The 22,473-nt window shown below is 70.6% G+C and carries 24 protein-coding genes and 1 pseudogene; 11 read left to right on the forward strand and 14 right to left on the reverse strand.

What is annotated here, in order from left to right; genetic code table 11:
* Positions 1 to 17: 17 nt before the first annotated feature.
* The 4 genes and pseudogenes from BLQ91_RS27860 to BLQ91_RS27875 all read right to left on the reverse strand — a co-directional run bounded on the left by BLQ91_RS27860 (position 18) and on the right by BLQ91_RS27875 (position 1,868).
* On the reverse strand, positions 18 to 200 hold the full coding sequence (locus BLQ91_RS27860) for a hypothetical protein (RefSeq protein ID WP_090101380.1): 183 nt from the start codon (positions 198 to 200) through the stop codon (positions 18 to 20).
* A gap of 12 nt (positions 201 to 212) precedes the next feature.
* Positions 213 to 818 (reverse strand): class I SAM-dependent DNA methyltransferase, encoded by a 606-nt coding sequence (locus tag BLQ91_RS27865; protein WP_090101382.1) that lies wholly within the window; start codon positions 816 to 818, stop codon positions 213 to 215.
* 178 nt (positions 819 to 996) lie between these two features.
* Positions 997 to 1,488, reverse strand: a pseudogene (locus tag BLQ91_RS27870) (maleylpyruvate isomerase N-terminal domain-containing protein); the annotation flags it as partial.
* Positions 1,489 to 1,490: 2 nt separating this feature from the next.
* On the reverse strand, positions 1,491 to 1,868 hold the full coding sequence (locus BLQ91_RS27875; protein ID WP_090101383.1) for a DUF3224 domain-containing protein: 378 nt from the start codon (positions 1,866 to 1,868) through the stop codon (positions 1,491 to 1,493).
* 49 nt (positions 1,869 to 1,917) lie between these two features.
* Here BLQ91_RS27875 and BLQ91_RS27880 point away from each other — a divergent pair, with 49 nt between their 5' ends.
* A complete protein-coding gene (locus BLQ91_RS27880) occupies positions 1,918 to 2,889 on the forward strand; it encodes a helix-turn-helix transcriptional regulator (RefSeq protein ID WP_090101384.1) in 972 nt (323 codons plus the stop codon).
* Between the two features lie 219 nt (positions 2,890 to 3,108).
* Here the strand turns inward: BLQ91_RS27880 and BLQ91_RS27890 are convergent, their stop codons facing one another.
* Positions 3,109 to 4,815: a substrate-binding domain-containing protein gene (locus tag BLQ91_RS27890; RefSeq protein WP_090101385.1), complete on the reverse strand. Its 1,707-nt coding sequence runs from the start codon at positions 4,813 to 4,815 to the stop codon at positions 3,109 to 3,111.
* 63 nt (positions 4,816 to 4,878) lie between these two features.
* Positions 4,879 to 5,694 (reverse strand): 3-methyladenine DNA glycosylase, encoded by an 816-nt coding sequence (locus tag BLQ91_RS27895; RefSeq protein WP_245733862.1) that lies wholly within the window; start codon positions 5,692 to 5,694, stop codon positions 4,879 to 4,881.
* Positions 5,695 to 5,770: 76 nt separating this feature from the next.
* Here BLQ91_RS27895 and BLQ91_RS27900 point away from each other — a divergent pair, with 76 nt between their 5' ends.
* Positions 5,771 to 6,211 (forward strand): iron chaperone, encoded by a 441-nt coding sequence (locus tag BLQ91_RS27900; protein WP_090101387.1) that lies wholly within the window; start codon positions 5,771 to 5,773, stop codon positions 6,209 to 6,211.
* Here BLQ91_RS27900 and BLQ91_RS27905 read toward each other — a convergent pair.
* The 4 genes from BLQ91_RS27905 to BLQ91_RS27920 all read right to left on the reverse strand — a co-directional run bounded on the left by BLQ91_RS27905 (position 6,208) and on the right by BLQ91_RS27920 (position 10,021).
* On the reverse strand, positions 6,208 to 6,453 hold the full coding sequence (locus BLQ91_RS27905) for a hypothetical protein (RefSeq protein ID WP_090101388.1): 246 nt from the start codon (positions 6,451 to 6,453) through the stop codon (positions 6,208 to 6,210). The two genes, BLQ91_RS27900 and BLQ91_RS27905, sit on opposite strands and share 4 nt — an antisense overlap.
* A 110-nt stretch (positions 6,454 to 6,563) precedes the next feature.
* On the reverse strand, positions 6,564 to 7,589 hold the full coding sequence (locus BLQ91_RS27910) for a hemolysin family protein (RefSeq protein WP_090101389.1): 1,026 nt from the start codon (positions 7,587 to 7,589) through the stop codon (positions 6,564 to 6,566).
* The gene (locus BLQ91_RS27915; RefSeq protein WP_090101390.1) at positions 7,586 to 8,896 is read right to left on the reverse strand and encodes a hemolysin family protein; all 1,311 of its coding nucleotides are present in this window, start codon (positions 8,894 to 8,896) and stop codon (positions 7,586 to 7,588) included. Before BLQ91_RS27915 ends, BLQ91_RS27910 begins: the two co-directional genes overlap by 4 nt.
* A 108-nt stretch (positions 8,897 to 9,004) precedes the next feature.
* Positions 9,005 to 10,021, reverse strand: a complete 1,017-nt coding sequence (locus BLQ91_RS27920) for a LacI family DNA-binding transcriptional regulator (RefSeq protein WP_090101615.1) — start codon at positions 10,019 to 10,021, stop codon at positions 9,005 to 9,007.
* Positions 10,022 to 10,140: 119 nt separating this feature from the next.
* On the opposite strand from BLQ91_RS27920, the gene BLQ91_RS27925 reads away from it, so the two are divergent.
* Genes BLQ91_RS27925 through BLQ91_RS27935 form a run of 3 tightly spaced genes read left to right on the forward strand, consistent with a single transcriptional unit; the run spans position 10,141 to position 13,098 of the window.
* Positions 10,141 to 11,283: a Gfo/Idh/MocA family protein gene (locus BLQ91_RS27925; RefSeq protein WP_090101391.1), complete on the forward strand. Its 1,143-nt coding sequence runs from the start codon at positions 10,141 to 10,143 to the stop codon at positions 11,281 to 11,283.
* Positions 11,276 to 12,310 (forward strand): dihydrodipicolinate synthase family protein, encoded by a 1,035-nt coding sequence (locus BLQ91_RS27930; protein ID WP_425412551.1) that lies wholly within the window; start codon positions 11,276 to 11,278, stop codon positions 12,308 to 12,310. The genes BLQ91_RS27925 and BLQ91_RS27930 overlap by 8 nt, the downstream gene beginning before the upstream one ends.
* Entirely contained in the window at positions 12,292 to 13,098 is an 807-nt protein-coding gene (locus tag BLQ91_RS27935; RefSeq protein WP_218130438.1) for a sugar phosphate isomerase/epimerase family protein, read from the forward strand. Before BLQ91_RS27930 ends, BLQ91_RS27935 begins: the two co-directional genes overlap by 19 nt.
* Before the next feature lie 130 nt (positions 13,099 to 13,228).
* Here BLQ91_RS27935 and BLQ91_RS27940 read toward each other — a convergent pair whose 3' ends face one another.
* Positions 13,229 to 14,263 carry a serine hydrolase gene (locus BLQ91_RS27940; RefSeq protein ID WP_090101396.1) on the reverse strand — a complete coding sequence of 345 codons (1,035 nt, stop codon included), beginning with the start codon at positions 14,261 to 14,263 and terminating at the stop codon, positions 13,229 to 13,231.
* Between the two features lie 50 nt (positions 14,264 to 14,313).
* Here BLQ91_RS27940 and BLQ91_RS27945 point away from each other — a divergent pair, with 50 nt between their 5' ends.
* Complete coding sequence (locus BLQ91_RS27945) at positions 14,314 to 14,997, forward strand: SDR family oxidoreductase (RefSeq protein ID WP_090101617.1); 684 nt, start codon at positions 14,314 to 14,316, stop codon at positions 14,995 to 14,997.
* A 40-nt stretch (positions 14,998 to 15,037) separates the two neighbouring features.
* Here BLQ91_RS27945 and BLQ91_RS27950 read toward each other — a convergent pair whose 3' ends face one another.
* From BLQ91_RS27950 to BLQ91_RS27960, 3 genes are read right to left on the reverse strand one after another with little or no spacing between them, the layout of a single operon-like run.
* Positions 15,038 to 15,841 (reverse strand): alpha/beta fold hydrolase, encoded by an 804-nt coding sequence (locus tag BLQ91_RS27950; protein ID WP_090101398.1) that lies wholly within the window; start codon positions 15,839 to 15,841, stop codon positions 15,038 to 15,040.
* A 19-nt stretch (positions 15,842 to 15,860) separates the two neighbouring features.
* Positions 15,861 to 16,292 (reverse strand): cupin domain-containing protein, encoded by a 432-nt coding sequence (locus BLQ91_RS27955; RefSeq protein WP_090101400.1) that lies wholly within the window; start codon positions 16,290 to 16,292, stop codon positions 15,861 to 15,863.
* The gene (locus BLQ91_RS27960; RefSeq protein ID WP_245733847.1) at positions 16,289 to 17,773 is read right to left on the reverse strand and encodes a GGDEF domain-containing protein; all 1,485 of its coding nucleotides are present in this window, start codon (positions 17,771 to 17,773) and stop codon (positions 16,289 to 16,291) included. The genes BLQ91_RS27955 and BLQ91_RS27960 overlap by 4 nt, the downstream gene beginning before the upstream one ends.
* Positions 17,774 to 17,915: 142 nt before the next feature.
* On the opposite strand from BLQ91_RS27960, the gene ruvC reads away from it, so the two are divergent.
* The 5 genes from ruvC to secD all read left to right on the forward strand — a co-directional run bounded on the left by ruvC (position 17,916) and on the right by secD (position 22,472).
* A complete protein-coding gene (gene ruvC, locus BLQ91_RS27965; protein WP_090101402.1) occupies positions 17,916 to 18,482 on the forward strand; it encodes a crossover junction endodeoxyribonuclease RuvC in 567 nt (188 codons plus the stop codon).
* A gap of 31 nt (positions 18,483 to 18,513) precedes the next feature.
* Positions 18,514 to 19,095 carry a Holliday junction branch migration protein RuvA gene (gene ruvA / locus BLQ91_RS27970; RefSeq protein WP_090101404.1) on the forward strand — a complete coding sequence of 194 codons (582 nt, stop codon included), beginning with the start codon at positions 18,514 to 18,516 and terminating at the stop codon, positions 19,093 to 19,095.
* Entirely contained in the window at positions 19,095 to 20,105 is a 1,011-nt protein-coding gene (gene ruvB / locus BLQ91_RS27975; protein WP_245733848.1) for a Holliday junction branch migration DNA helicase RuvB, read from the forward strand. Before ruvA ends, ruvB begins: the two co-directional genes overlap by 1 nt.
* A 93-nt stretch (positions 20,106 to 20,198) precedes the next feature.
* Positions 20,199 to 20,552 carry a preprotein translocase subunit YajC gene (yajC, locus tag BLQ91_RS27980; RefSeq protein WP_090101409.1) on the forward strand — a complete coding sequence of 118 codons (354 nt, stop codon included), beginning with the start codon at positions 20,199 to 20,201 and terminating at the stop codon, positions 20,550 to 20,552.
* Between the two features lie 129 nt (positions 20,553 to 20,681).
* The gene (gene secD / locus BLQ91_RS27985) at positions 20,682 to 22,472 is read left to right on the forward strand and encodes a protein translocase subunit SecD (protein ID WP_090101411.1); all 1,791 of its coding nucleotides are present in this window, start codon (positions 20,682 to 20,684) and stop codon (positions 22,470 to 22,472) included.
* The last annotated feature ends 1 nt before the right edge of the window (position 22,473 follow it).

Consider the following 22,473-nt stretch of genomic DNA (forward strand, 5'->3'; position numbering starts at 1 on the left):
CGGGTGCGCCCCCTTCCTCATGCTCCGACGGGGCAGGCCTCGTCGCCGCAGTTCTCCTGCTCGGTGATTCCCGGCCGGTTCAGGTCGTGCTCGAACGCGAAGTGGAAGCAGTCGGGGTGCATCCGCTCGAACAGTTCGAAGTCGTCCTGGTCCAGCTCCACGATCTCACCGCACCGCTGGCACGTCTGTTCCTCTGACACCGCCGAATGGTCTCACCCGCGCCGTGCGAACAGCACCGCGCCGTCCTCGCCGAGCAGCCACCGCGCCTCCACGGTGAACCCGGCGGCCCGCAGCCACTCCGCCACGCGCTCCGGCTGTCGCAGGTGGACGTGCACCTTCATCGGATGCCCGCCGTAGCCCCGCGTCTTGAGGTTCGTCCGGTCGCCGACGTGAAAACCGAGCTGCAGCAGGCCGTCCGGCCGCAACGCCCGGTGGAAGTGCGAGAGGACCACGGGCACGAGCTCGTCCGGCACGTGGATCAACGACCACCACGACAGGACGCCGCCCAGCGGGCCGGGCAGCGGTTCCGTCATCGACCCGACCTCGAACCGCAGCCCGGGGTGGTCGCGCCGGGCCAGCTCGACCATCGCGGGGGAGAGGTCGATCCCGAACGCGTCCACGCCGAGCCCGGCGAGCAGCGCCGTGGTGGTGCCGGGCCCGCAGCCGACGTCCGCGACGGGTCCGCTGACCTCCTCCGCGAACAGCCGCAGCGCCGCCCGCAGGTGGGGGAGGCCGTCCAGGAGGCCGCGTGTGTGTTCGGCGTAGCTGGCCGCCACGGTGTCGTAGGAGGTCCGCGTGTCCGCCAGCCAGTCGCTCACGACCGGCGACCCTACTCCTCGAACGGCTCCGCGCGGTGCCGTCCGGACAAGCCAGCGACGAGATCCACACGTCCGGATCACCGTCCCAGTCGAGCGCCTTGATCTGGTCGGCCGACCGCCGCCCGCCGATGGCCCGCAGCAGCTCGAACGACGTCGTCCGCAGCGTCCCGGCCGGTTCGCCGTGGCCGAGCACCCGGTCGCCGTGCTCCAGGGAGATCCGCAACGCCGGCACGTCGTTCTCGCGCAGCCGCTGGTCGAGCTGCTGCAACGGCCTCACCAGCGCCGCCCGCACCTCGACGCCGCCCCGGTCACCGGGAACGCCCAGCGCCGAGCGGAGGTCGTGCTCGTGCGCGACCACCTCGGACACCAGGACCGGGCCCATCGGGGTGTCGAACAGCTCCGCCGCGCGCACGAGGTTCTCGTCCCACTCGGCGAAGGCGTCCTGCAGCGTGTTGTCGCGGCGGTCGCGCACCTGCCGTTCGCCCCACTCGCCGGACTCCACGCCGTCGAACCGGCGGTCAGCGAAGTCGCGCAGACCGCCGGCGAGGTGCGCCACCACGTCCTTGACCGACCAGCCGGGCGTCGCCGGTACGGGCGTCAGCGGATCGGCACCCCGGACGAGTGCGGTGATCCGAGCCTTGGCCGCGTCGTAGACGGGGGCGTTGGTCATCGTCAGACCTCGTACTCCAGGGTGTAGGTGCCGCTGCCATCCTCCGCCCAGTCGACGACGAGCGCACCTCGTGCGTTCAGGTACCTCCCGGTGCCGTCGACGACCTCCGTCGCTCCCTCCACAGAGGACCGGTAGGCGCCGACGTGCCGCAGCACCAGCGTGCCCTCGTCGGTGACGACCTCCTCGATCGCGGTTGTCCACGCCACGTCGTCGCCGTAGTACATGAGGTACCGGCAGTTGCCGGTACCGCTGACGTCACCCGTGTACGAGAACCGGACGTGCGCCTCGGTGAGCTTGCGGCCCTCGACCTCCTTGTACGACCGGCCGTCCCAGGTCTTCTCGTCCCAGCTCGTCACTTCGATGGTTCCGGTTGCCTTCATGCGGGCCACTCTGCTGGCAGAACCTGACAGGTCGTGTCAGGTTTGACGCGTGAAATCCGGCAGGCTCATCCAGGTCCTCCTGCTCCTCCAGTCGAGGGGCCGGATGACGGCCGACGAACTGGCCCGCGAGCTGGAGGTCTCGCCGCGCACGATCTACCGCGACGTCGAGTCGCTGAGCGCCGCGGGCATCCCCGTCTACGCCGACCGCGGTCCCGCCGGCGGGTACCGGCTCGTCGACGGCTACCGCACCCGGCTGACCGGTCTCACCACCGGCGAGGCGCGGTCGCTGTTCCTCGCCGGGCTGCCCGGCCCCGCCGAGGCGCTGGGGTTGAAGGAGTTCGCCGCCGCCGCCCAGCTCAAGCTCCTCGCCGCGCTGCCGACCGAACTGCGCTCCCGCGCCGAGCAGATCCGCCAGCGCTTCCACCTCGACACCCCGACGTGGTTCCGCGACGACGAACCCACCGGGCACCTCGCCACGATCGCCGACGCCGTCTGGGAGCAACGCCGCGTGCGGATGACCTACCAGCGGTGGGGCAGCCAGACCGTCGAACGCGAGGTCGACCCGTACGGGCTCGTGCTGAAGGCCGGCACCTGGTACTTCGTCGGCAGCGGCCGCACCTACCGGGTGTCGCGCGTGCTGGCGCTGCGGCCCACACCGGACACGTTCGAACGGCCCCGGGACTTCGACCTCGCGCGCCACTGGGCCGAGTGGTCGGAGCAGTTCGAGGCCCGCATGTACGGCGAGCGCGTCGCGGTCCGCATGACCCGCGCGGGCCTCGACAAGACCCAGTACCTGCTCAGCGGCTTCCAGGCGCGCCTCATCCGCGACCTCGCGCCGCAACCGGGGCAGGAGTTCGGCTTCCCGACCGAGTCGACCCGTCACGTCGTCGCCGACCTGCTCAAGTTCGGCGCGGACGTGGAGGTGCTGGCACCGGACGAGGTCCGGCGTGAACTGGTCGGCACCATCAGGGCGATGCAGGACGTTTACGACGATGCGAAGCTACGCACATGGTTCCGTTGATCTCGTTGAACAACGGAGTACGGATCCCCCAACTCGGCTTCGGCGTCCACCAGGTGCCGGAGGACCAGGTGGCCGGTGCGGTCACGACGGCCGTCGAGGCCGGCTACCGCGACCTCCACCTCATCCACTGGCCGGCCCCCGAACGCGCGACCTGTACGCGGACTCGTGGCGCGCGTTGGAGCAGCTCTACGCCGACGGCCGCGTGCGCGCGGCGCTCGGTCAGGCCTTCGTCGAGAGCACCTGACCGAGCGCCGCCTCGACGCCGTCCACGTCCTCCACCACCGACACCGAGCCGCCGGTCGTCTGCGCGACGTCCGTCAGGGCCGCCTTGTCGACGTCGCCGCCGATCGCGATGAAGCTGATCGCCAGGTCCGTTCCGTGCAGCCGCGACTTGAGGCCTTCCAGGTCGAGCCCGCCGTCCGAGGTGCTGTCGGTGATCACCACGACGCGGTTGACGCGCCCGGCGACGAACCCGTCGTGCGCCGCCTCGTAGCAGGCGGCCAGCGCGCTGTAGAGCTGGGAGCCGTCCGCGGTCTTCATCCCGTCGATCGACCGGCGCAGCGCGTCGCGCTTGTCGCCGACCGGGCCGGTGCCGACGAGCTGCCGGTAGGGCTTCGAGCCGTCGAGGTCGCGCGCGAACGTCCACAGCCCGAATGAGCCCGACACCGACCTGTCGACCTGACCGCGCAGGGCCGCCTTCACCTTGTCCAGGCGGGGTTTCATCGACGTGGAGACGTCCGCGAGGACCGTGACGACCTGCCCGCCGCGGTCCGCCGAGGCCCAGGCGGACGAGATCTGCTGTGTGGTCGTGGCGTCCGCGGGGACGAGGTTCTCCGTGACGGGCGACCAGGCCACGCCGGGCGACGGTGCCGGACGGTCCTGGGTGGACTCGACGCGCAGGCCGCCGCGCGCGAGGATCGCCTGCCGCGGGGGTTCGGTCATGAAGTCGCGGAACGCCTGCGCCGCACGTTCTTCGGCCTCGCCGACCTCTGTGCCGCCGAGGGCGACGTACGGGAAGTCCGCCACGGGCGCGGGGCCCGCGGGCAGCACGCCGACGAGCGGCTTCGACGGGGCGTCCTTGCCCGTGTTGTGCCGGAAGAGGTCCACTTCGGACACCGGGGTGGCGGAGAAGCCCGCCGCGTTGACCGTGGCGCTGTCACCCAGGCGCGCCAGCGCGTCGCGCGTGGTCGCGGGAACTTCCGGCGGCACGGTGGCCGCGAGCTTCGTGAGAGCGGACTTCGTGGCGTCCGACCCGAGCGACTCCGCCGTCACCGGGCCCTTGCCGCCGGCCAGCGCGGACTGGATCGCGAGGGCGGAGGCGGTGTTCGCCGACGGGTCGGGCATCGCGACGCTGAACCGGCCCCAGGGCTGGCCGAACCTGTTCCAGTCGGTCACCTCGGGCAGGTCGGACCACCGGAAGTCCTCGAGCACCGGCGCGGCGGCCTCGGGCGCGGCGAGCAGCACCGGCGACGTCCCGACCGACTTCGGCGCCGAGCCGACGAGCTTCGCGTTGAGGGCCGTCAGCCGGTTCGCCCAGAGCGTCGAGTCGGGCAGCCACGCGTGCGGCCGCTTGCCGAGCTTCGTCTCGTCCCAGGTCGTCGTGAGGCCTTCCAGCACCGCGGAGGAATCGGTCGAGATCACCTCGATGGCGATGCAGTGGTCGTACACGACGGGCCGCGTCCTGCTGTACTCCTGAGCGACGTCCCGGACGGCGCCGGCGACGCTGGGCGTCACGGCGACGCGCAGGACGGAGTCGCCCTCGCTGCAGTTCTGGGCCAGCGCCTGGGAGCGACGGTCGAGCACTCCGCCCGCCCACGACAGGGCGAGCCAGCTCAGGCCGAGGAGCACCACGAGCACGACGACGAGCACGGGCCACTTGGCGATTCCGCGCTTCACCTTCGCCCGCAGAGCGCGGTGTCGAGACATCGATCCCTCACAACTACTCAGCGGCCCCCGACGACCGCCGATGACGCTAACAGGTGAACTTGGTCAGCGAAGTGAAGTCACTGCAAGTAGCGACTGGCACACGGAGACGAGCTGTTCTCGCAACGGTCTCGCCCGTTCGGCGAACTCCGCCTGCCGCCGCACGTACTCCGCACGGCCGTCCGGTGTCTCGATCCGCACCGGTTCGTACCCCAGGTCGGCCAGGTCGTAGGGCGAGGCCCGCATGTCCAGTTCGCGCACGTCAGCGGCCAGTTCGAAGCAGTCCGCGACCAGGTCCGACGGTGTCGCCGGCTCCAGCTTGTACGCCCACTTGAACAGGTCCATGTTCGCGTGCAGGCAACCGGGCTGCTCGTTGGCGACCTGGTCCTCCCGCGTGGGCTGCAGGGTGTTGCGCGGCCGTGCGGGCTCGGTGAAGAACCGGAACGCGTCGAAGTGCCCGCACTGGATCCGGCTGGTCTCGACCACCTGGTCCGTTCCACCGCTGCCCAGGCGCAACGGCCACGCGTTGTGCCGGACCTCCTCGGGCCGCTGCCGGTAGACCATCGCCCACTCGTGCAGCCCGAAGCACCCGAGCCGCGCGGGCCTGCCGAGCGTCGCCGTGAGCAACGCCCGCACGAACTCCAGCGTCTTCTCTCGCTGCCCGAGGAAGCTGCCGGCGTCGAGCGTCACGCCCTCGGCGACCCGCCTGTAGTGCGGGAACTCCAGGTACTCGTCCGCGTCTTCGAGGACGAGGCCCGGCCCCGGATGCCACCGTTCGAGCCGCACGGGCCTATGGCTGTAGTACGTGAAGAGGAAGTCCATGACGGGGTGCTTCTCCTTGCGAAGCTTCCGCTCCTGATGCGGCCCCGTGAACCGGCGCATGCGCGCGACGTGAGAATCGCGCAGCTGGTGCCATTCGGCTCGGGTCAAGACCTCCACGGGCGATTACCGTACGCGCATGGTGCGGAGCAAGGCCTCGACGGTCACCGAGTACCTCGACGAACTGCCCGACGAGCAGCGTGCCGAGGTCAGCGCTGTGCGCGACGTCGTCCTCGCCCACCTCCCCGACGGCTACGCCGAGGGGATGATGTGGGGGATGATCACCTGGTACGTGCCGCTGGAGGTGAGCGGGCCGACGTACAACAAGCAGCCGCTGGGCTACGTGGCGCTCGCCGCCCAGAAGCACCACTTCTCGGTCTACCTGACCGCCGTGAACGGCGAGGGCGAGGAGTCGTTCCGCTCCCGGTACGCGGCCACCGGCAAGAAGCTCGACATGGGCAAGTCGTGCGTGCGCTTCAAGCGCGCCTCGGACCTCGCCCTGGACGTCATCGGCGAGGAGATCGCCAGCTTGCCGGTGGAGGCGTTCCTCGGCTGGTACCGCCGGCACCATCCGCTCTAGAGCGGCGGCACCAGTCCGGTGAACGTCCGCGCGCCGTTGCAGTGCGGGCACTCCCGGCCGTTGTCCACGGTCCGCGAGGCGCCGCTGATGATCGCCAGCGTCGGGGCCGCGATGTAGCTCGCGCCGCCGCACAGGTGGCAGACCGTGCGCGGTTCGGGGGTGACGGCGAAGAGGTCGTCCGGGTCTTCCTCTTCCTCGAAGTTGTCGTCCTCGGCGAACTCGTCCTCGTCGTCCTCGCTCATGAGCACAACCTAGTGGGTCGGCCGCGACGCCCGCGCGAGCCGCCGTCCGGGCACGCCGGTCCCTGCCGGACGGACATGGGCTCCCTCATGCTGGAAATCCGCACCGCGCCCTACACCCAGCGCACGTGGGTCCCGTCCCGCACGGTCCCGACGTACTCCTCCAGCAGGTCCTCCAACGCCACCACCCCGAACACGGTCCCGTCAGCGCCCACGGCACGGGCGAGGTGCGACTGCGCCCGGCGAAGAGCCGCCAGGGCCTCGTCCAGCCGGGCGTCGACCGGCACCTCGGGCAACCCGCGCACCCGCGACCGCGGCACCGGGGTGGCAGTCCCCTCCAGGTCCAGCACGTCCTTGACGTGCAGGTAGCCGACCAGGCCGGAGTCGGCGAGCACCGGGAACCGCGAGAACCCGGTGGTCGCCACGGCGGACTCGATCTCGCCCAGGGTGGGGGAGGCGGAGATGGTGGTCAGCCGGTCCAGGGGCACCAGCACGTCAGCCACCGTGCGCTCGGCGGAGGACAGGGTCTGGGCCAGGCGCCGGTGCTCGGAGTCCTCCAGGAGCCCCTCCGACCGGGACTGGCCGATCAGCAACGCCAGCTCGTCCGGCGTGTAGGCCGACTCCAGCTCGTCGACGGGCTCCACACCGAAGCGGCGCAGCACCCAGCGGCCCACGGCGGTGAACAGCGCGAGAGCCGGAGCGATCATCCGCGAGAACCCGTAGTGCACCGGCACGAGCCACACCGCGGCTCGCTCCGGACCCGCGATCGCGAGGTTCTTCGGCACCATCTCACCGAGGATCGTGTGCAGCGCGACGACGATGACCAACGCCACCGCGAACGCCACGCCGTGCACCACGGCCAGAGGCAGGCCGACGGCGTTGAGAGGCGCTTCCAAGACCGAAGCCAGAGCCGGTTCGGCGATCGCACCCAACCCCAACGAGCACAGCGTGATGCCCAGCTGCGCGCCGGCGATGAGCAACGGCAGCTGCTGCGACGCCTTGATCGCGGTGCGGGCCCGTGCGGAGCCCTTGTCGGCCAAGGCCTCCAGGCGGTCGCGGCGCGCGGTGATCACCGCGAACTCGGCGCCGACGAAAAAGGCGTTGCCCGCCAACAGGAAGATGATGATGAGGAAGTTCACGAGGACGCCACCACCCGCAGGTCCGCCACGCGGTGCTTGTCCATCCGCATGACCGTCACCCTCCAGCCTTCGACGCGGATCTCGTCCCCGACGTCGGGGATCCGCCCCAGCCTCGCCAGCACGAGGCCGGCCAGGGTCTCGTAGTCGCCCTCGGGCATGTGGAAGCCGGTCGCCTCGGCCACCTCGTCGTCGCGCAGGAGGCCGGAGACGAGCCAGCTGCCCTTGCCGAGCGGGCGGACCGGCAGGGCCTCGCCCCGGTCGTGTTCGTCGCGCACGTCGCCGACGATCTCCTCGACCACGTCCTCCAGCGTCACCATGCCGGCCGTGCCGCCGTACTCGTCGACGACGAGCGCGGTCTGCAGGCCGGACGCGCGCAGGCGGTCGAGCAGGGCGTCGCCCTCCAGGGTCTCGGGCACCGAGTAGACGGGGCGGGTCAACGCCGACAGAGGGGTGGACACGCGCAGAGCGGTCGGCACGGCGAAAGCCTGCTTCACGTGCACGATGCCGCTGACCTCGTCCAACGAGCCGTTGTGCACCGGGAACCGTGAGAAGCCGGTCTCGCGCGCTTTCATCACGAGATCGGCCACGGTCGCGTCGGCGCGTAGGGCCTCCACGCGCACACGCGGTGTCATCAGTTCGCCGGCCGTGCGGTCGCCGAAGCGCAGTGAGCGGTCCAGCAGCGCCGCGGTGCTCTCGTCGAGGGTGCCGTGTTCGGCCGACGTGCGGACCAGCGCGCCCAGCTCCTCGGGTGACCTCGCGGACGCCAGCTCCTCGACCGGCTCGACGCCGAAGCGCCTGACCAGCCAGTTCGCCGAGTTGTTCATCCCGTGGATCAGCCAGCGGAAGACCGTGGAGAAGCCCGCCTGCAGGCCCACCACGCCGCGGGCGGTCTCGAGCGGCTTCGCGATCGCCAGGTTCTTGGGAACCAGCTCGCCGAACACCATCGACAGCGCCGTGGCGATCGCCAGCGCGAGGACCAGCGACAGGCCGTCGGCCACCGCGTCGGGCACGCCGACCGCGGTCAGGCCGGGCTCGATCAGGTTCGCGATCGCGGGCTCCGCGATGTAACCGGTGATCAGCGTGGTCAGCGTGATGGCGAGCTGCGCGCCGGAGAGCTGGAACGACAGCGTGCGGTGCGCACGGTCGATGGTGCGCGCCTTCGCGTCACCGACCTCGGCGACGTGGCGCTCGACGGTGCTGCGTTCCAGCGCGGTCAGCGAGAACTCCGCCGCCACCGCGATGAAGGTGCCCGCGGTCAGCGCCACGACGGCGAGCAGACCGAGCACGCTCAGAAGGACTCCGGTCACCTGGACGCTCCAAAGCGACCAGGGACCGGGTTGGTATGCCAGCCGGGGCCAGACCCCATGGGGACGGCTCAACTCCTCAGACTCAAGTACGTGTACAGCCCGACGAGTCTAATTGTGAGCAGTCGACGCCCGGAGCACCACCTCGCCCGCCACGCGCACGGTGCGGGCCTCGTCACGCCCGCCGTCCAGCACGAGACCTGCGGCGATCTCGCCCATCTCCTCCAGGGGCAGGCGCACGGTGGACAAAGCGGGCACGGTGTCGCGCAGGGTCGGGATGTCGTCGAACCCGGCGATCGACATGTCCTCCGGCACGCGCACGCCCCGTTCGCGCAACGCCGCCATCGCTCCCATCGCCATCACGTCGGTGACCGCGAACACGCAGGTGGCGCGTGACTTCGACGCCAGCAGCTCCAGGGCGGCCTCGTAGCCGCCGTCACGGGTGAAGGCGCCGTTGACGACCACCGGCGGCGCGACCCCGGCGTCCGCGAGACCCGCCTTGAAGCCGGCCAGGCGGTCGCGGGCCACGACGAGTTCGGAAGGACCACCCAATACGGCGAACTTCTTGTGCCCGAGTCCCGCGAGCGCACGGGCGAGCGCGCGTCCTCCGGCACGATTGCCGGGCACGACCGTGTCGGTGCCGAGCTTCGCCTGCGACACGCACGCGACACGTCCGCCCTGCTCGGTGAACGCGTCGATCTCCGCGGCGAGCCGCGCTTGCGCCGCACGGTCCGTGGTCCGCGAACCGGCCAGGACGACCGCACGCGCCCGGTGCGCTCGCAGCGTCGACAGCAGCTCGGCTTCACGCTCCGGACGGCGCCCGGTCGTGCCGAGGACGACGACGAGCCCGGCCTCCTCGGCCACCCTCGTCACCCCCGCCGCGATGCAGGAGAAGTACGGGTCGGTGATGTCGTGGACCACGAGACCGACGAGCGAGCTGGAGTTGCGGGCCAGCGCCTGCGCGGACGCGTTCGGCACGTAGCCGAGCTCCTCCGCGGTGCGCAGGACGCGCTCGCTGAGGTCCCCGCTCACCTGCCTCGTGCTGCCGTTGAGCACGCGAGAAGCGGTCGCCAACGACACACCCGCCTGCCTCGCCACCTCGGCGAGCGTCACCTGTCGGGCGGACACGACCACCTCCGTCAACGCATGTGAGCGCTGAGACTAACTCGCGAGGAGGTTGACGACCGCGAAGTGCCGCCATTAGCGTGGCCGGAAAGCGCTTTCCAGTGCTGCTACCAGGAGGTGTGATGGCGGTTCGGACCATCGGAGTGGCGGTCAACGGCGTCACCGGGCGGATGGGACACCGCCAGCACCTGGTCCGGTCCCTGCTGCCGTTGCGCGAGGAGGGCGTGCGGCTGGCGGACGGGACCGTGCTGGAGGTGGAACCGGTCCTCGTGGGCCGCAACGCCGACAAGCTCAAGGAGATCTCCGAGCGCCACGGCGTCGCGAGGTGGACGACGGACCTCGACAGCGCGCTCTCGGACCCGTCGGTGGAGGTCTACTTCGACTCGCAGGTCACGTCGCGGCACGTCGAGTCGATCACCAGGGCGATCGGGGCCGGCAAGCACGTCTACACCGAGAAGCCCGTCTCCGGGACGGTCGAGGAAGCGCTGGAGCTCGCGCGCCTGGCCGACGAGAAGGGCGTCAAGCACGGTGTCGTGGCGGACAAGCTGTACCTGCCGGGCATCCGCAAGCTCAAGCGGCTGGTCGACGGCGGCTTCTTCGGCCGGATCCTCAGCGTGCGCGGCGAGTTCGGCTACTGGGTCTTCGAGGGCGACTGGCAGTCCGCGCAGCGCCCGAGCTGGAACTACCGCGCGGAGGACGGCGGCGGCATCGTCTCGGACATGTTCTGCCACTGGAGCTACCTGCTGCACGACCTGTTCGGCCGGGTCGAGGCCGTCACGGCCAAGGCGGTCACGCACATCCCGGCCCGCTGGGACGAGAGGGGCAACGCCTACGAGGCGACCGCGGACGACTCCGCGTACGGGATCTTCGAGATCGAGAACGGCGTCATCGCGCAGATCAACTCGTCCTGGTGCGTGCGGGTGCGCCGCGACGAGCTCGTCGAGTTCCAAGTGGACGGCACGGAGGGGAGTGCGGTCGCGGGGCTGCGCGAGTGCTTCGTGCAGCCCCGCGCCGCCACGCCGAAGCCGGTGTGGAACCCGGACCTGCCGGTCGCGCACCCGTTCCGCGAGCAGTGGCAGCGGGTGCCGGACAACGAGGACTTCGACAACGGCTTCAAGGTGCAGTGGGCCGAGTTCCTGCGCCACGTGGCCGAGGACGCGCCGTTCCCGCACGACTTCCGCGCCGGGGCGAGGGGTGTCGCGCTCGCGGCCGCGGGTCTCCGGTCCTCTTCGGAGGGCCGGCGGGTGGAGATCGCGGGTGTCTAGCGCGAAGTCGTTCAACCGCACCGTGTTCGCGGCGGCGCACGTCGTCGCGCGGGACGAGCGCACCGTCGACTGGGACGCCACCCTGGCGTTCCGGCACCACCTGTGGTCGCACGGTCTCGGCGTCGCGGAGGCGATGGACACCGCGCAGCGCGGCATGGGGCTCGACTGGCCCGCGGCCGCCGAGCTCATCCGGCGCAGCGCCGCCGAGAAGGCCGGGCGGATCTGCGCGGGTGTCGGCACCGACCACCTGACCGGCGAGGCGGGCCTCGGCGACGTCCTGGACGCCTACCTGCACCAGCTCGACGTCGTGCTGGAGGCCGGCGCGCAACCCGTGCTGATGTGCTCGCGCCGGCTCGCGGCGACCGCGCGGGGACCGGAGGACTACGAGGAGGTCGTCGGCACGGTGCTCGACCGCGTCAGCGAACCCGTGATCCTGCACTGGCTCGGCACCGCGTTCGACCCGGCGCTGGAGGGCTACTGGGGCGCGGCGGACGTCCCGCGGGCGACCCGGAACTTCCTGGAGATCATCCGGTCGCGGCCGGACAAGGTCGACGGCGTGAAGGTCTCGCTGCTCGACGCCGGCCACGAGATCGGGCTGCGGCGCGCGCTGCCGCCCGGTGTCCGCTGCTACACCGGCGACGACTTCCACTACCCGGACCTGATCGCGGGCGACGAGCAGGGCCACAGCGACGCGCTGCTCGGCATCTTCGACCCGATCGCGCCGGTCGCCGCCCGTGCCCTGGCGAAGCTGGCCGAGGGCGACACCGACGGGTTCCACAGCCTCCTGGCGCCCACGGTCGCTTTGTCGCGCCACCTCTTCAGCGCACCGACGTACCACTACAAGACCGGCGTCGTGTTCCTGGCGTGGCTCGCGGGACACCAGGAGGACTTCCGGCTGCTCGGCGGCCTGGAGTCCGCGAGGAGCGCCGAGCACCTCGCCGAGGCGAAACGCCTCGCGGAGATCGCCGGCGTGGTCGAGCCGGAGCTCGCGGAGCGGAGGTGGCGGCAGTGGCTCGCCTCTCGCTGAACCAGGCCACGGTCAAACGCGCGACCGTCGCCGAGGCCGTCGAAGGGTGCGCCCGGCACGGCATCGAGTCGATCGGGCTGTGGCGCGAACCGGTGGCGGACCACGGGCTCGGACGCACCGCGAAACTCGTCGCGGACGCCGGGCTGCGGGTGTCGACGCTGTGCCGCGGCGGGTTCCTCACGGCCGTCGACAACCGCGCCGCGTTGGACGACAACCGCCGTGCGATCGACGAGGCAGCGGCGTTGCGCACCGGCACCCTCGTCATGGTCGTCGGGGGCGTGGCGGGCGACAAGGACCTCGTCGGCGCACGTCAGCGCGTCGCCGACGCCATCGCGGAGCTCTCGGTGTACGCGGGGGAGGCGGGTGTGGTCCTCGCGCTGGAGCCGATGCACCCGGTGTTCTGCGCCGATCGAGGTGTGCTCTCGACGTTGTCGCAAGCGCTCGACATCGCCGAACGGCACTCGTCGGTCGGTGTCGTCGTCGACGCGCTGCACGTCTGGTGGGACCCCGACCTGGACGCGCAGATCGAGCGCGCGGGGCCGCGCATCGCGTCGTACCAGGTGTGCGACTGGCTCACACCCGTGCCCGCCGACGTGTTGCTGGGCCGCGGCTATCCGGGTGACGGTGACATCGACCTGCGCCGCCTGACCAGGCACGTCGCCGCCACCGGGTACTCGGGCGACGTCGAGGTGGAGATCTTCAACGCCGACATCTGGGCGGCGGACCTCGACGAGGTCGTCGAGGAGGTGGCGCGCAGGTTCCACGACGTCGTGGAACCGGCGCTGTGAAACCTGCGCTGCGGAACGTCCGCGCGGGGAAGCCGGTCGTCGACGGCGGCGACGACCGACCCCGGCGTGGTGCCCTGTATAGCCGAAATCCGGTGCCCGGTGGTCCGGAACTCGGAAAATTTCCGGAGGATCAGCCGCCGTTGAAGAACCGGTAGACCTTCTCGCGGTGGCGCGGACGCGTCGTCGTGATCTTGATGACCGCGTCGAACATGGACCGGCCGAGCTCCGCGCGGGCTGCGACGGCCGGGTGCGTGGTGCTGAAGTCCTGGTCGTTGGCGGCCTTGTCGCCCGCGAAGTCACCGGAGGCGAACATCGAGTAGACCAGGATGGCGCGGTTGTCCTCGCTGAACATGATCCCGGCCTCGTTGCGGCCGTCCTCGAACCAGCCGGCCTTCGTCGCGACGCGCAGGCGCTCGTTCGTCGTGAGGTTGAGCCGCACGCCGTCGGTGAAGCTCGCCGTCGCGCGCAGGATGTTGAGCAGGTAGGCCGTCGACGCGGCGGACAGCAGCTGCCCGTCGACCAGCTTCTGCAGCAACGTGTGCGTCTCGCGCGCCGTCGTGGTGCCGAGGAAGAAGCGGTTGGGGTTGGCCACCGGGACGACCTGGGTGTGCACGAAGCCCTTGGACCGCAGGATCTCGTTGAGCTCCAGCGCGGGCACGACCAGGCCGCACAGGCGGACGGCGGTGTTGTCGGAGACGGTGAGCAGGTTCGCGAGGGCGTGGCCGACGGTGACCTCGCTCGGGTACGCGCCGTCGAGCGCGAAGATGCCGTCGGTGTCCTGGATGACGATCGCCGCGGACACGGTGACCGTCTGGTCGAGCCTGATCAGCCCGCGGTCCACCTTGTCCAGCACGGCGACCGCGACCGCGATCTTGTTGACGCTGTAGGCCTCGACGACCTGGTCGGCGTTCTCGTCGACGGCGGCCCTCGTCGTCCCGTCGAGGTCGGCGACGGTGATCAGCGACGACCACGTGCCCCGCGCCCTGCGGGTCTGCCGCCGGTAGATCTGGGCGATGCGCTTGCGCGACCTGTCGGCGGTCGTCGGGAAGCGTTCGATCTCGGCCTCCGCGTCTTCCTGCGCCTGCGCTGCACCGTGGGAGCCGAGCACGGCCGTCGCGGCCGCGACGGTTCCCAGCCCGAACACGGACCTGCGGTTCAATGTCATGCGCGGTATCAAAACAGGCGGCACTGACGTTTCCCTGACTAGGGTTGCCGATCATGGAACACGTCTTCGTGGTGACCGGCGCCTCCCGGGGCATCGGCGCGGCAACCGCCTCCCTCGCGGCCCAGGCGGGCTATCGCGTGGTCAGGGCGTCGCGCTCGGCCGAAGAATCTGTCGGTGATCGCGGCTGGGACGCGCGATGCGACGTTTCTTCGTGGGATTCAGTGCAGGATCTGATGTCGCGAGTGGAATCGCGTTGGGGACGAATAGATGTCGTGTACGCCAACGCGGGCATTTCGGTGGACACGTCGTTCGTCTCGTCGTCAGGTGCCGAGCCTTCCGAGTGGACGGACATGGTGGTGACGAACGTCTGCGGACCGGCCTTCACGGCGCGTGCGGCGATGCCCGCCCTGCTGCGTTCGGGCGGTCATCTGGTGCTGACCGGCTCGGCGGCCGGGCGCGGGGTGCGGCCGGGCAACCTGTACTCGGCGACGAAGTGGGCGATCACCGGCCTGGCGCAGGCGATCCGGGCGGAGGCCGTCGGCACCGGCGTGCGCGTGACGGTCGTCCAGCCCGGACTGGTCGACACGGACGCCATCCCGGCGTCGCGTGTGGATGACCCGAAGCTGGAGCCGGAGGACGTGGGGCGGGCGGTGCTGTACGCGGTGTCGCAGCCGTCCACTGTGGATGTGAACGAGATCCTGATCAGGCCCACCGGTCAGGCGGCGCACCGCTGAGGGGTGCTCGCTCCTCGCGGCGGGCGGAGGCGGTGGCCGGTCACGCCTCGCCGAGGAACTCGACCAGCAGCCGGTTCACCTCGTCCGGCCGCTCCAGGTACCCGACGTGCCCCGCGTCCGCGACCTCGGCGTACCGGGCGCCCGGGATCGCCTGCGCCACCTCGCGCGACAGCCGCGGCGGCAGCACGACGTCGTCGGCGAACCCGATGACCAGCGAGCGCACGGTGATCGCGCGGTACGCGTCCAGCCTCGTGTCGTACTCGCCGAGGGAGAGCTGGACGCGCTCGCCCGCGGTCAGCGCGGAGCCGGCGAACTCGTACATCTGCAGCCAGTCGCGGGCGATGACCGGGTCGGCCAGCGTCGCCTGCGAGACGTTGCGGACCAGCGACGCCACCGCGTAGAACGACTGCGGGATCTCGACGCCCTTGTCGTGCAGGTCGCACAGCGTGGACGACCACGCCTGCTGCACCGGTTCGGGACGGCCCGCCGTCGCCATCATCACCGCGCTGCGCACCAGCGACGGGCGGGTCAGCGCCAGCTCCTGGGTGATGCGGGCGCCCATCGAGGTGCCGATCACGTGCGCCGGGCCGCCCAGGTGCTCGACCAGGGCGGCGGTGTCGGCGACCATGTCGTCGAGCGTGAAGCCGTCGCCGCACTCCGAGGACGGCCTGATGCCGCGGTTGTCGAAGTACGCGACGCGGTAGCCCGCCTTGACCAGCGCGGGCACCTGGTAGGTGCGCCAGACCCTGCCGGGGCTGCCGGTGCCCATCACGAGCACGACGAGGTCGCCGGAACCCTCGGTCTGGACGTTCAGGTCGATGCCGTTGAGCTGGACGAGCGCCATTCCGGAGATCCTAGTGACGTCAGAACCGGCACAGGGGCCGAATGACGGCAGCGTGTGAGGGATAACGCGCGCACAGGTCGTCCGCGTGGCCGAAGGTCACGATGTCGTCGGTGTACGGCGGCACGACGACGGTGCCGACCAACGACCAGTCGCCGGCCGGGGTGCTGCCCTGCCACACGCCGGCGGGCACCACGACCTGCGGGTTCGACGCGCTCAGCACCGGCTCGGCCACCGACCCGTCCGGGTGCAGCAGCAGCATCCGCAACGGCGACCCGGCGTGGAAGTGGTAGATCTCCAGGTGCTCCAGCACGTGCATGCCGGAGAAGTCCGGACGGCGCAACAGGTACGCGATCGCGGACACCTCGTCGGACCGGTGCGTCTGCGCGAAGTGGCCGCCCTCGACGGGCAGCTCCTGCATGCCGAGGGCGCTGATCAGCTGTTCGGGGGTCACGTCATCTCCGGGAGCGGGGAACCGTGCACGACGACCATGCCCTTGCCGAGCCGCTTCGCCGTGTACATCGCGGTGTCCGCGGCCCCGAGCACGTCGTCGGCGGTGATCGAGGGGTCGTACGACAACCGTTGCGCCACACCGATGCTGGCGTGCACCCGGTGCACCCGGCCGCGCACCTCGTGCGGGTGTCCCAGCACCGCGAGCAGCCGGTCGCCGAGCTCCTGCGCGTCGCCGCCGTCCACCAGCACGCCGAACTCGTCGCCGCCCAGGCGCGCCACGGTGTCTTCGGGCCGTACGTTGTTCTGCAACCGTGCGGCGACATTGCGCAGGACGACGTCGCCCTCGGCGTGGCCGTTGTTGTCGTTCACGGCCTTGAAGCCGTCCACGTCGATGAACAGCAGGATCAACGGCTTCTCGCGGTCGTGCACCGCGAGGGCGCGCTCCAGCCGTTCGCGGAACAGACTTCGGTTCGCGACGCCGGTCAACGGGTCGTGCGTCGCCTCGTGCCGTAGCTGCTCACGGGAGACGCGGAGCTGATCCATCAGACGGACGTTGTCCATCATCGTGAGCAACTGACGCACTATGACGAGACACACGACCAGGAGCCCGACGTAGATCTCGACGGGGTTGAGGCGACCGCCCGTCGCGGTGTTCCAGATGACGAACAGGCCGGTGATCGCGAGCGGCAGGTACGGCACGAGCAGGTGCAGCAGGTCGGCCATCCGCACGCGGCCGGGCGTGGGTTCGAGGTTGCGCACCGGTGCCAGCGCGCTGAGCAGGAAGAACGCCGGGCACAGCATGAAGCCGATGTCCACCGACGCAGGGATCGCCGTGATGCCCTTCGCGATGTAGAACGCGAACAGCCACCCCGACGACGACTGCGCGACGCCTGCCAACGCCACGAAGAACATCGGCCACTGGCGCACGGCCTGATGCGTCCACGACATCACCACGATCGCCACGAGCAGCACGAGGTACGCGGCGGGATGCGCGATGACCGTGGCGAACCCGGGACCCTCGGTCGCCCACGCGCGGGTCAGCGACTCCAGCGCCGACACCCACGTGAGCACGAACAGCGACCCGATGACGATCAGCCCGTCGAGCACGATCACCGTGCGGCTGCGGTAGTTCGGCAGCAGGTCGTCGGCACGGCGCTGCTGGGCCTTGGCGATCACCGCGGCCAGGCAGAGGACCGGCACCATCGTGAACCCGAGCGGCGCGATCGTCGAGGACGGCAGCTGCACGCCCAGGACCTGCTGGCCCCAGATCCACGCGGACAGCCCGACGCTCAGGCTGGTCATCGCCGCGGTCATCCACCGGTCGCGCCGGCGCGCGTAGGCGACGAGGGCCGCGACGGCGAAGGCGAGCTGGACCACCTTGTCGATCGCGATACCGATATCGCGAGGCGCGGTGAGGGCGGTGAGGATGGCGACGGCCATGAAGGCGCCGACACAGCCCGCGACAACCCAGAACCTCTTCACCCGCTGCTCCTGGTGATCGAAACCCGACCACCGTAGTGACGCCGACGCGGACTTGTCGAACCGTGTCGGTGCAAGTCACCCGTGGGCGCACCGGATATGGTTCGAACTGTTGTTCGTTCCTGCTTCGGGGGAGTTGGCTGGCGTGCGGGTGTTCGGGGTCGACCCCGGTCTGACGAGGTGCGGCTTCGGCGTGGTCGACGGCGGCCCGGGCCGAGTCGTGCGCCCGGTGGCCGTCGACGTCCTGCGCACGCCCGTTGACGCTCCTCTGTCCGTGCGCCTGCACGAGCTGTACATCGGTGTCTGTGAATGGCTCGACCGCTACGAACCTCAGGTCGTGGCCATCGAACGGGTCTTCGCACAGCACAACGTCCGCACCGCGATGGGTGTCGCGCAGGCGTCGGGCGTCGTCGCCCTGGCCGCAGCGCAACGTGGCCTGCCGGTCGAGTTCCACACGCCGTCCGAGGTGAAGGCGGCGGTCACGGGGTCCGGCCGCGCGGACAAGGCGCAGGTGACGGCGATGGTGACCAAGCTGCTCGGGCTGAAGGTCGCGCCGAAGCCCGCCGACGCGGCGGACGCGCTGGCGCTGGCCATCTGCCACCACTGGCGCGCGCCGATGCGGTCGCGGCTGGAGGAGGCGCAGGCACGGGCGGCGGAGCTGGCGCGGGTGCACAAGGCGAAGCTCGCCGAAGCCGCCAAGCGCGCCAACTAGTCTCGAAGCACGTCATGACCGGAGGAACCAGGTGATCTCGTCACTGCGCGGCCAGGTGCAGCACGTCGGCCTCGACCACGCCGTCGTCGAGGTGGGCGGCGTCGGGTTCGCCGTCCAGGCCACGCCCACCACCCTCGCCGGCCTGCGCCGCGGCGAAGAGGCCGCGCTCGCCACCACGCTCGTCGTGCGGGAGGACAGCCTGACGCTGTTCGGGTTCGCCGACGCCGAGGCGCGCGAGCTCTTCGGCCTGCTGCAGACGGTGAGCGGCATCGGGCCGCGCATCGCGCTGGCCACCCTCGCGGTCCTGGAGCCGGACAAGCTGCGGCACGCGCTCGCCGAGGGCAACATCACCGTGCTGACGCAGGTGCCGGGCATCGGCAAGAAGGGTGCGGAGCGGCTGATCATCGAGTTGCGCGACAAGGTCGGTCAGCTGCCCACGCCGACGACGCCGGCGCACAGCCAGACGCGTGACCACGTCGTGGAGGCGCTTCTCGGGCTCGGGTTCCCGGCCAAGGCCGCCGAGCAGACGGTCGACAGCGTGCTCGCGGACAACCCCGACCAGTCGACGGCCGCCGTGCTGCGCCGTTCGCTCGCCACGCTGGGACGCAAATGATGGAGGACGAGCTCAGCCCGTACGTCGCGCCGGCCGAGCGGGACGTCGAGACCAGCCTGCGCCCCGCCGACCTGCACGAGTTCGTCGGGCAGCAGCGGGTGCGGGAGCAACTCGAGCTCGTCCTGCACGGGGCGATGCGGCGGGGGACCGCGCCGGACCACGTGCTGCTCAGCGGCCCGCCCGGGCTGGGCAAGACCAGCCTCGCGATGATCATCGCGAAGGAGCTCGGCAGCGCCATCCGGATCACCAGCGGTCCCGCGCTCGAACGGGCGGGGGACCTCGCGGCGATGCTGTCGAACCTCGTCGAGGGCGACGTGCTGTTCATCGACGAGATCCACCGCATGGCGCGGCCCGCGGAGGAGATGCTGTACCTCGCGATGGAGGACTTCCGGGTCGACGTCGTCGTCGGCAAGGGGCCCGGCGCGACCAGCATCCCGCTCGACATCGCGCCGTTCACGCTGGTCGGAGCCACGACGAGGTCCGGGGCGCTCACGGGACCGCTGCGCGACCGGTTCGGCTTCACCGGGCACATGGAGTTCTACAGCCCCGACGAGCTCGACCTCATCATCAAGCGCAGCGCCAAGATCCTCGGGGTCGACCTGGACGCCGAGGGCGCGCTCGAGATCGCCGGGCGCAGCAGGGGCACCCCCCGCATCGCCAACAGGCTGCTGCGGCGCGTGCGGGACTTCGCCGAGGTCAGGGCCGACGGCAGGGTCACGGAGGAGATCGCGCGGCAGGCGCTCGAGGTCTACGACGTCGACCAGCTCGGCCTCGACCGCCTCGACCGCGCGGTCCTCAGCGCCCTGGTCAAGAGCTTCCACGGGGGTCCGGTCGGCGTGTCCACGCTCGCGGTCGCCGTCGGTGAGGAGCCGACCACGGTCGAAGAGGTGTGCGAACCGTATTTGGTGCGGGCTGGCATGCTGGCCAGGACACCGCGCGGTCGAGTGGCGACGCCCGCCGCGTGGCACCACCTGGGGCTGGAACCGCCCGCCGGTGATCAACTGTGGTGACCTGGCACAATCGGTGAAAGCACCTGGACATATCGGACGTGCGTCGAGGCATGTCCACTTGATCGGAGAATGATGGGCAACCTTTCGTCTTTGATGTTCCCGTTGCTCCTGGTTCTGCTCGCGGTGCCGCTGTTCCTCAGCGCGCGCAAGCAGAAGCGGGCGATGGCCGAGCAGCAGCAGCTGCAGAGCTCGCTCCAGCCGGGGGACAAGGTCATGACGACTTCGGGTCTCTACGGCACCGTCGCCGACGCGAGCCACGACACCACCATCGACATCGAGATCTCCGAGGGTGTCGTCACGCGGTGGCTGCGCGCCGCCATCCGCGAGAAGGTGGCCGAGACCGACGAGGCCGTGCTCGAGGACAAGACCGACGAGCCCGAGGCCGAGGTGACCACCGCCCCCGCCGCACAGGTCGCGGAGCCCTTGGACCACAACGTCAAGAAGTAACCGACAGGCTCGTGACACCTGGGGTTGGCAACTGTGAACACCGCCAACTCCAGGTAGTGACGCGCACCTCACCCGGCGCGCGTTACGCTGCGCGCTCGGAAACCATCGCTACTAGGAGACGGACGGATCGTGGCACCTCCGGCCGGGCAAATTCGCCCTGCGAAATATCTGGCGAGTTTTGTCCTCATCGTGGTCGCGCTCTACGCCCTGGTGTTCTTCACCGGGAACGGTTCGGCCAAACCCAAGCTCGGAATCGACCTCCAGGGTGGCACGCTCGTCACGCTGACCGCGCGTCAGGAAGACGGGGCCCAGCCCAGCGAGGAAGCGCTCAACCGCGCACGTGACCTCATCGAGGTCCGCGTGAACGGTCTCGGCGTTTCCGGTGCCGAGGTCGTGCGGGACGGCAACAACCTGGTGATCACGGTCCCGGGTGCGGACAGCGAAGGCGCGAAGGGCCTCGGCCAGACCGCTCGCCTCGCGTTCCGCAAGGTCATCGGCCAGCCGGTCCCCGCGGGCGCCGCCCCGAACCCGTCGCAGCCGTCGTCGAGCACCGCGCCGTCCAGCGGTGCGAGCACGCCTCCCGCGACCCCGCCGAGCCAGAGCGCCGGTCAGGCGCCGCCGTCGAGCGGTGCCCCGCAGGGCCGCCCCGCGCCGAACCTGGTCGCGCAGCCGTCCAGCACCCCGCCGAGCAGCGGCGCCGCGCCGTCCAGCAGCGCGAGCACGCCGCCCGCCCCCTCCAACGTCGACCCGAAGGTCGCGAAGGAGATCCAGGAGGCGAAGGCGCTGCGCCAGAGCACGGACCCGCAGGTCCTGCAGCAGGCCGCGCTCCTGCTCGACTGCACGCAGCCCGACCCGCTGCGCGGCAACGACGACCTGGACAAGCCGCTCGTCACCTGTGACGAGAAGGGCGAGTTCAAGTACACCCTGGCCCCGGTCAACCCTCCCAAGGAGGACACCCAGACCAAGGCCGACGACTACTCGAACTACTCCCGCCTCACCGGTGAGGACATCAACAACGCCGCGGCGAACAACAACCCGAACGGCACCGGCTACGTCGTCAACCTCGACTTCAAGTCCGAGGGTGGCAGCAAGTGGGCCAAGTTCACCTCCGCCAACGTCCAGCAGGCCGTCGCGGTCGTGCTCGACGGCGAGGTCATGTCCGCCCCGACCATCCAGTCGGCCATCGAGGGCGGCTCGACCGAGATCAGCGGCAAGTTCACGCTGAAGGAAGCCCAGAACCTCGCGAACACGCTGAAGTACGGCGCGCTGCCGCTGTCCTTCGACTCGTCCGAGGCGCAGACGGTCTCCCCGACGCTCGGCCTGCAGTCGCTCAAGGCGGGCCTGATCGCCGGCGGCATCGGCCTCGCGCTGGTCTTCGTCTACTGCATGTTCTACTACCGCCTCATGGGCATCCTGACGATCCTGTCGCTCGCCCTGTCCGCCGTGATCATCTACGGGGTGCTGGTCCTGCTCGGCCGCCTCATCGGGTTCACGCTCGACCTCGCCGGCATCGCCGGGTTCATCGTCGCGATCGGTATCACCGCGGACTCGTTCATCGTCTTCTTCGAACGACTGAAAGACGAAGTGCGTGAGGGCCGCACGTTCCGTTCGGCCGTCCCGCGCGCATGGGTTCGTTCCCGCCGCACGATCCTCTCGGCCGACGCGGTCAGCTTCATCGCCGCCGCCGTGCTGTACGTGATCGCGGTCGGCCAGGTGAAGGGCTTCGCGTTCACCCTCGGCATGTCGACGGTCCTCGACCTCGTGGTCGTGTTCCTCGTGACGCACCCGCTGGTCGCGATGGCGTCGAAGTCCAAGTTCCTGTCCAGCCCGAGCCTGTCCGGCCTGGGCGGTGCCGCCCGCGAGGGCGCCGCGCACCGCGCCGCCACGACCGGCAAGACCACCGCCGTGAAGGGGGCCTGAC

It is taken from the genome of Lentzea jiangxiensis (assembly GCF_900104175.1).
Taxonomy (GTDB): Bacteria; Actinomycetota; Actinomycetes; order Mycobacteriales; family Pseudonocardiaceae; genus Lentzea; species Lentzea jiangxiensis.

Excerpts from the sequence above, each read along its gene's own strand:
- BLQ91_RS27875 (WP_090101383.1), bottom strand. The coding sequence starts at position 1,868 with ATGAAGGCAACCGGAACCATCGAAGTGACGAGCTGGGACGAGAAGACC.
- BLQ91_RS27890 (WP_090101385.1), bottom strand. The coding sequence starts at position 4,815 with ATGTCTCGACACCGCGCTCTGCGGGCGAAGGTGAAGCGCGGAATCGCC.
- BLQ91_RS27895 (WP_245733862.1), bottom strand. The coding sequence starts at position 5,694 with ATGCGCCGGTTCACGGGGCCGCATCAGGAGCGGAAGCTTCGCAAGGAG.
- BLQ91_RS27900 (WP_090101387.1), top strand. The coding sequence starts at position 5,771 with ATGGTGCGGAGCAAGGCCTCGACGGTCACCGAGTACCTCGACGAACTG.
- BLQ91_RS27905 (WP_090101388.1), bottom strand. The coding sequence starts at position 6,453 with ATGAGCGAGGACGACGAGGACGAGTTCGCCGAGGACGACAACTTCGAG.
- BLQ91_RS27925 (WP_090101391.1), top strand. The coding sequence starts at position 10,141 with ATGGCGGTTCGGACCATCGGAGTGGCGGTCAACGGCGTCACCGGGCGG.
- BLQ91_RS27940 (WP_090101396.1), bottom strand. The coding sequence starts at position 14,263 with ATGACATTGAACCGCAGGTCCGTGTTCGGGCTGGGAACCGTCGCGGCC.
- BLQ91_RS27950 (WP_090101398.1), bottom strand. The coding sequence starts at position 15,841 with ATGGCGCTCGTCCAGCTCAACGGCATCGACCTGAACGTCCAGACCGAG.
- ruvB (WP_245733848.1), top strand. The coding sequence starts at position 19,095 with ATGGAGGACGAGCTCAGCCCGTACGTCGCGCCGGCCGAGCGGGACGTC.
- yajC (WP_090101409.1), top strand. The coding sequence starts at position 20,199 with ATGTTCCCGTTGCTCCTGGTTCTGCTCGCGGTGCCGCTGTTCCTCAGC.